The sequence below is a fragment of the Longimonas sp. genome, assembly GCF_040409695.1.
Classification (GTDB): domain Bacteria; phylum Bacteroidota; class Rhodothermia; order Rhodothermales; family Salinibacteraceae; genus Longimonas.
This window is the reverse complement of the sequence record NZ_JARWGJ010000138.1, coordinates 1-6,721: the sequence shown is the minus strand read 5'-3', so window position 1 is coordinate 6,721 and position 6,721 is coordinate 1. Positions and strand designations below refer to the sequence as shown.

Annotated in this window: 6 protein-coding genes and 1 tRNA gene; 4 read left to right on the top strand and 3 right to left on the bottom strand. The window is 57.4% G+C overall.

Going from position 1 to position 6,721, the window contains the following annotated elements:
* Nucleotides 1–261: 261 nt before the first annotated feature.
* The 3 genes from PPP56_RS08630 to PPP56_RS08620 form a co-directional block, all read right to left on the bottom strand.
* Nucleotides 262–927, bottom strand: a complete 666-nt coding sequence (locus PPP56_RS08630) for a 50S ribosomal protein L25 (RefSeq protein ID WP_353563638.1) — start codon at nucleotides 925–927, stop codon at nucleotides 262–264.
* Between the two features lie 213 nt (nucleotides 928–1,140).
* Nucleotides 1,141–2,106: a ribose-phosphate diphosphokinase gene (locus tag PPP56_RS08625; RefSeq protein WP_353563637.1), complete on the bottom strand. Its 966-nt coding sequence runs from the start codon at nucleotides 2,104–2,106 to the stop codon at nucleotides 1,141–1,143.
* 119 nt (nucleotides 2,107–2,225) lie between these two features.
* A tRNA-Gln gene (locus PPP56_RS08620) sits at nucleotides 2,226–2,296 on the bottom strand.
* Nucleotides 2,297–2,939: 643 nt separating this feature from the next.
* On the opposite strand from PPP56_RS08620, the gene PPP56_RS08615 reads away from it, so the two are divergent.
* The 4 genes from PPP56_RS08615 to hisS form a co-directional block, all read left to right on the top strand.
* Nucleotides 2,940–3,581 carry a hypothetical protein gene (locus PPP56_RS08615; protein WP_353563636.1) on the top strand — a complete coding sequence of 214 codons (642 nt, stop codon included), beginning with the start codon at nucleotides 2,940–2,942 and terminating at the stop codon, nucleotides 3,579–3,581.
* A 322-nt stretch (nucleotides 3,582–3,903) separates the two neighbouring features.
* Nucleotides 3,904–4,719: an aspartate/glutamate racemase family protein gene (locus tag PPP56_RS08610; RefSeq protein WP_353563635.1), complete on the top strand. Its 816-nt coding sequence runs from the start codon at nucleotides 3,904–3,906 to the stop codon at nucleotides 4,717–4,719.
* Nucleotides 4,720–4,858: 139 nt separating this feature from the next.
* Nucleotides 4,859–5,335: a PTS sugar transporter subunit IIA gene (locus PPP56_RS08605; RefSeq protein WP_353563634.1), complete on the top strand. Its 477-nt coding sequence runs from the start codon at nucleotides 4,859–4,861 to the stop codon at nucleotides 5,333–5,335.
* A gap of 274 nt (nucleotides 5,336–5,609) precedes the next feature.
* Nucleotides 5,610–6,721, top strand: a 1,112-nt coding sequence (gene hisS / locus PPP56_RS08600; RefSeq protein WP_353563633.1) for a histidine--tRNA ligase, incomplete at its 3' end; no start/stop codon positions are given.

Sequence of the window (6,721 nt, the reverse complement as noted above, 5' to 3'; positions counted from 1 at the left end):
CCCTGCAAGTAACGCCTGAGATCGCACCCCAGGAGTACTCGGGCTTCGCCCAGCGCCGCGTCGGTCGCAGGCTCCCTCCTCGCGATGACAAGGTGTAAACGTATTTTCGGCGACTTACTTAAGAGCGCGAGCAGGGTCGTGCGCAAGGTATTCATGCAGGCGCACAACGCGCGATCCATTTTCAGATGCTTCCTAAACGCATACCGCCCCCACTGCATGTGCAGTGCGGGCGGTACGGTGTGTAATGAAATGTAGGAGTCGTTATGCTGCGGGAGCCTCTTCGGCTTCTTCGCCTTCCTCTTCGGCAGCACCTTCGGCCTCTTCGCCTTCTGGAAGCTCCTCGTCTTCGAGTTCTTCTTCCTCGTCCGTCGTTGCAACGGCTTCGAGGTGCGGAGCTACAACAGTAACGAGCGTCTGTCCCTGGGCCATCTTGTACCGATAGGCCTCTTGGTCAAGATCGTACAGGTGAATGGCATCACCAATTTCAAGCTCTGAGATGTCGACCTTGATCTCCGAAGGAATGTTTTTAGGCAGGCACGAGATCGTGATTTCGCGAACCAGGATCTGCGTGTCTCCTCCTTCTTTCTGGCCTTCTGGAATGCCTTCGTAACGCACTGGAACAGTGAGCGTAACGCGCCGCCCTTCGCGAAGCACTTGAAAGTCGGCATGCTCAGGAACGTCCGAGATAGGGTGCAGCGTGTAATCTTTGAGCACGCACGACCAGCTGTCCTCGTCCATCGACACGTCGACGACACTGGTTTGGCGTGAATAGATGAGGCGATTCAGCTCGTGCACACTGACTTGAAACGGCACCGGGTCGGTGTCGCGTCCATACAGAATGCAAGGCACGTTATTGCTGTCGCGCACAGCTCGCGTAGCTTTTTTTCCAGTTTCGCGAGGCGCAGCGTTGAGGGTTGGGGCATCCATGGGTTGAAGTACCGTATACCGTATAATGTCGTACAATCAGGCGGGGCGCGCACCGCATCACATACGAGCGCCCTTGGGCGAACGTGCATGCGGTGTGTGCAGAGGAATGGAAAGCAGCGGTGGGGGCTACCGGTTCCGCTGTTTCCAACAAAGGGCTGTTAAAAGCAGTGAAGTGTGACTATAAAGCCCCCGTAACAGCCAAAAAACCATGCATCAGCTCTTAAACAGGGTCGATACCGACCGGTCAGTGTAGATATGACGAATTGCCTTCGCAAAAAGTGGCGCTACACTCACGACCTCAACCGAGTCCGACGAGCGCTCCAGCGGAATGGTATCGGTAATGATGAGCCGCTCGATCGGCGAATCTTCGATGCGGTCATATGCAGGTCCAGAGAGCAGCCCATGGGTACAAGCGGCCATGATGTCGAGTGCGCCGGCTTCGCGTAGCGCTTCCGCTGCACGGGTAAGCGTACCAGCGGTATCCACAATATCGTCAATGAGAATCACGTTCTTGTCTTCAACATCGCCAATGATGTTCATGACGCGTGCCTCGTTCGGACGCGGGCGCCGCTTGTCGATCAGCGCGATGCTTGCTCCGAGCTTCTTGGCATAGGCCCGAACCATCTTCAGCGCGCCAACATCAGGCGCCACAAGTACGAAGTTCTCCATGTTGAGCCCTTCAAGATAGTCGATCAGAACGCCCGACCCGTACAGGTGGTCTACGGGTACGTCGAAGAAGCCCTGGATCTGGGGCGCGTGTAGCTCCATCGTAAGAATGCGGTCGATGCCTGCTGTCGTAAGCAGGTTCGCCATCAGCTTTGACGCAATCGAGACACGCGGCTGGTCTTTGCGATCTTGACGGGCATATCCGAAGTACGGGATGACCGCCGTTACGCGAGCGGCCGAGGCGCGCTGTGCCGCATCGATAAGCATGAGGAGCTCGATCCAGTTTTCTGCACTTGGGCAGGTGCTCTGGATAATAAAAAGGTCAGCGCCTCGTATGGAGGACTCGTATCGAACGTAGATCTCGCCGTCGGCAAACTCCTGAATCGTAAGTTCGCCAAGCGAGGTGCCATAGCTTTCAGCAATGCTACGCGCGAGGGCTGGATTAGAGCGGCCGCCGTATATGGCAACGGGGTTTTCCTGGGGTGCGGTGGTCATGGGTATGGAATCGGCCATAAAAACACGTGAGTAGATGTAGCTGCGCCAGCGCTGCGGGCAGCACACCTGACATGCAAACATCCCGTACACCGCTTGGCGCACAGGATGTCGAGAGTAGAAGCGTAGCAGAAGGAGAGTTGCCCGGGGAGGATTCGAACCCCCACTAACGGCTCCAAAGGCCGCTGTCCTGCCATTAGACGACCGGGCAATAGAACTGCGCTTAAATACGTGTTGTGTTACACGTACATGCGACACGGTACTACGTGCTCTGCACATTAGCAACCCAAAATCCATCGCATGGTTCATATCTGAACACTTCTCACAGGGCTTTCGAAAAGGATTTACAATATCAACGCAGGTTCGAGACGTACGCGCATACAGTACAACCGCAGCACGCCCTCCCTACACGCTCTTCCTACACGCTCTCCACACTCCATCTATCTTCACATACACCTACTCACTTTAGCATGCGCGCACACTTCAGTTATCAGGAACGTGTTTTCTGGAGCAAATGCCTTCAGCCGTGCCCCACCTGCCCCCTCTCGGCTTCAGTTGTCCGCACATTTACTCAAACAAAGGAGTGAGCGGCCGCTTTTTGCATCCGAGCATTATTTCTTGTCCCCTTAAGCTTTATTTTTACGCCTTACGTAACACCGCCCGTCATGGTATTTCTTCTGAACAGGTTTTGGCATGTTCAGAATGCAAGCATAACGCGGCGCCCGCACAGAGGATGGCAGGAAGTAGTTTGCCAGACACGGGCAGTTACCCGGCATAGTTACCCCACATAGTTACCCTGCATAGGCAGGCCCACCATCCAGCATTTTGTCCCCTACCGTACCCGATACTTTATCATGTATATATTCCGCATAGCTGCCATTTGGCTTCTTACCGCCGCCCTCTTCACCGTACTTGTTGGTTGCGATGAGGAGACCCGCAATTCTCTCTCACAGCTTGCACAGTCTGCTCAAGAAATGCAGGCCGGCGCCGAAGAACTGACGCGTTCCATGCAGGAGATGCAGACAAACGGCGACCGCGAACCCGTTGAGCCTGTCGACTTTCGGGTACTTCGCGACCTGATTCCTGCCCAGGTGTCAGGCCTTGAAGAAACCGACCGCGGCGGCGAGCGCAACCAAATGGGCAACTTCACCCTCGTTAATGCCAAAGCCGACTTCCAGGGAAGCGACCGTGAGCGTATCTCTATTGAGATCACCGACGTTGGAGGAGCTCCTGGACTGAACATGCTGGGGCTTGGCATGATGATGATGGAGATTGACCGCGAATCAACCAGCGGATTTGAACGCACGGGCACGCATAACGGGCATCGTATGCATGAGAAGTTCGATGCCAATCGCGGACAGGGCGAGAAAACTGTGCTCGTCCAGCAGCGGTTTATCGTCAAGGTGTCTGGGCGCAACACCTCGCCCGAGCGCATCGAAGAAGCGCTGCGCGGCGTTAATATTGGCGAACTGGAGCGCCTGAGCGCATCCTCGTAGCACCGACTCTCTTAGCACCGCGCCCATAATACCGGATAGCACAGCATCGCACATGTACTTTCAGGCATGTTCAGACATGCTGCAGCTACGCTATACTCGAAATGGGCACGACAAATGAGCGCGACAGCAGGATATCTGTTGTCGCGCTTTTTAATGTATCCCCGTGCAGCATATGCCCCGTGCAACCGCGCTTAGAGTCTGCACACGGCCCTGCTCTATGACGATGTAGGCGCTGTGCGGCATGAATAAGCCCCGCGGCACATTCGGGATAAGGGGTCGTAAGATATCGCGTTCACGTTTTTTCGTACTGGTTTCGTGCTGTATGTCTGCATCCAACATGTCCGTGTCTCCCAAGAAAGTTATCGGCGTTATTGGGGGCATGGGTCCTCATGCTGGCGTCGACCTGGTAGATAAGATCATCGAGCAAACCAACGCCTCGTCAGACCACGACCACTTGCCGGTTGCGTTGCTCTCGTATCCAGAGCGCATTGTTGACCGGAGCACGTTTCTCTTTGATGAAACAGACACCAACCCGGCCTACGCCCTGGCCGACATACTCCGTGCGCTGGATGCCGCTGGCGCTGTAGTTGCAGGGATGCCCTGCAACACGGCTCACGCACCGGCCATCTTCGACACGCTCGTCGACGAGGTGCGCGGCACCGGACACGATGTGCGCCTCTTGCATATGATTGAGGAGACCGTGCAGTTCATGCAAGCGACCATGCCGCATATCGACACTGTCGGCACGCTTTCCACCCAGGCCGTGTACGATCTTCAGCTTCACCGCGCGCCCCTTGAGGCCGCCGGCTTCAACGTTGTGACGCCTGATCCGCCCATGCGAGAACGCGTCAACACTACGATTTTCGATACTACCTTTGGACTGAAAGCACAGAGCCACCCGGCTACGCCTCAGGCCAAGCAGAACCTACTCGATGCCATCGCCCACCTTATCAGCAAGGGCGCCGATGCCGTTGTACTGGGCTGTACCGAGCTCCCCCTGGCTCCGCTTGCCGCCGACATGGACATGGTTCCGCTCATCGACCCGGCCGAGATCCTGGCTCGGGCGCTGATCAAGTCTGTACACCCCGATCACCTGAAGCCCGTGGCTCCGCGTCTGGCCGCCTTCCAGACCACATAGCCTGCAGGATTACAGGCCGCCTGTCGCTCCGGCGAACACGCGCGTCTGCACGCTCTGTTTGAACCGCGCACAGCGAGATGCATACGAGTTCGTTGTGTCATTCCCGTGTTCCTCTCACCGATGCGCTTGCTTCTTCCCTGTGTCTATTCCCGATATCAATCAACTGCTCCATGCCGATCGAATACAGATCGGGATGAACGTTTCTACGAAGAAAGAGGCTATCAATGCACTGATTGACTCACTTGACGGCCACCCGTCAATCGATGAGCTTTCTGAGGTGCGAAACGCCATTTTTAAGCGCGAAAATACGATGTCTACGGGGGTTGGAAAAGGGTTAGGACTTCCCCACGCAAAGACAAGCGCCGTGTCTGAAACAGTCGCTGCATTTGCAACGGCCACTCCCCCGGTGCCCTTCGATGCCATCGACGACCAACCGGTCGAGCTTATACTGCTGCTCGTAGGCCCCGAAAACGATGCTTCCTTGCACATAAAAGTGTTAGGACGAATTTCGCGCCTCGTCAATCGCGGATCCATTCGAAAGGCGCTCACTGCAGCGTCAACCCCGGAAGCCGTTATGAACACGTTGCAGGATGCGGAAGCGGCACTGCGCCGCTAACTGTTTCGCAGCTGCTCCGGCTCCGGCAGCTCTGCTCTGTAGCTGCTCTATGGCCGGGTGTATCCGGTAGTCCGCCGCCCCCGATAGTCTGGCCTGGCTGCCTGTCTGGCCGCCTGCCCCCACCCGATAACTGACCCGGTGACGGCCCGAAAGACGAACTTCTTCGCGGCACGCCCTTTTCTGAAGGATGCATGTTCTGAAGGGTGCATGCGCCCCTGCCTCCTCAACGCCTATTTCTCGCTTCACCTGTTTCTCCATCAACCCCCATTTGCACGTGAGCACGTTTCAGCACATTAAAGGCACTTTCGACATTCTCCCCGATGCCTACACTATCGGCGGCACACGCGTGGCGGCTGCGCATGAGTGGTGTCATGTAGAAGATACGCTGCGTGCGGTGATGCAGCGCCACAACCTGGAGGAGATCCGCACGCCCATGCTCGAACCTACCGAGCTTGTAGCACGAGGGGTTGGCGAGCACACCGACATTGTCAGCAAGGAGATGTTTGCCTTCGAGCGCAGCGGCACCAACTACGTGCTGCGTCCCGAGATCACCGCTCCTGTTACTCGTGCCTTTCTTGAACACCACCTGGAGCAGCGTGGAGGCGTGCAAAAGCTCTTCTACATCGGTCCCTGCTTTCGCGCCGAGCAGCCGCAGAAGGGGCGCTACCGGCAGTTTCACCAGTTCGGGGCTGAGATCATCGGGGCCGACGAGCCGCGTGCCGATGCCGAGACCATCGCCGTCATGATGGCTGCTTACGAAGCGTTTGGACTGCAAGGCATGCGCCTCCGCCTGAACACCCTTGGTGCCCCTGAACACCGGGCGGCTTTTCGCGAGGCGCTCGTCGAATATCTCACGCCGTACAAAAGCGAGCTGTCAGAGACGAGCCAGCGCCGACTGCAGAGCAACCCCCTACGTATCCTCGACACGAAAGCCGAGCACGAGCAGATCCTGCTACAGGATGCTCCTACGCTTCGCGACTTTGTGGATGCGGACGCGCTGTCGCACTACGATGCTGTAAAGCAGCACCTGAGCGACCTGGGCGTCGACTTTGAGGAGGATCCCATGCTGGTGCGCGGGCTCGACTACTACTCGCACACGGCCTTTGAGCTGGAGCACGACGCGCTCGGCGCGCAGAGCGCACTGGCCGGCGGCGGACGCTACGACGGCCTCGCAGCCGAGCTCGGCCACGACGGCCCGCTGCCTGCCTGTGGGTTTGCCGCAGGCATGGAGCGGCTCTTCCTTGCACTCGATGCCCACGACTACGCCTATCCCGATGCGGAACGCCCCCGTGTGTTTTTTGCTGCACTTGGGGCCGACGCCGAAGCCTGGGTCTTTGAGACCGTGCACGCCCTGCGTAAGCGCGGCATCCACGCCGCCCATGACCT

Excerpts from the sequence above, each read along its gene's own strand:
- PPP56_RS08630 (WP_353563638.1), bottom strand. The coding sequence starts at position 927 with ATGGATGCCCCAACCCTCAACGCTGCGCCTCGCGAAACTGGAAAAAAA.
- PPP56_RS08625 (WP_353563637.1), bottom strand. The coding sequence starts at position 2,106 with ATGGCCGATTCCATACCCATGACCACCGCACCCCAGGAAAACCCCGTT.
- PPP56_RS08615 (WP_353563636.1), top strand. The coding sequence starts at position 2,940 with ATGTATATATTCCGCATAGCTGCCATTTGGCTTCTTACCGCCGCCCTC.
- PPP56_RS08610 (WP_353563635.1), top strand. The coding sequence starts at position 3,904 with ATGTCTGCATCCAACATGTCCGTGTCTCCCAAGAAAGTTATCGGCGTT.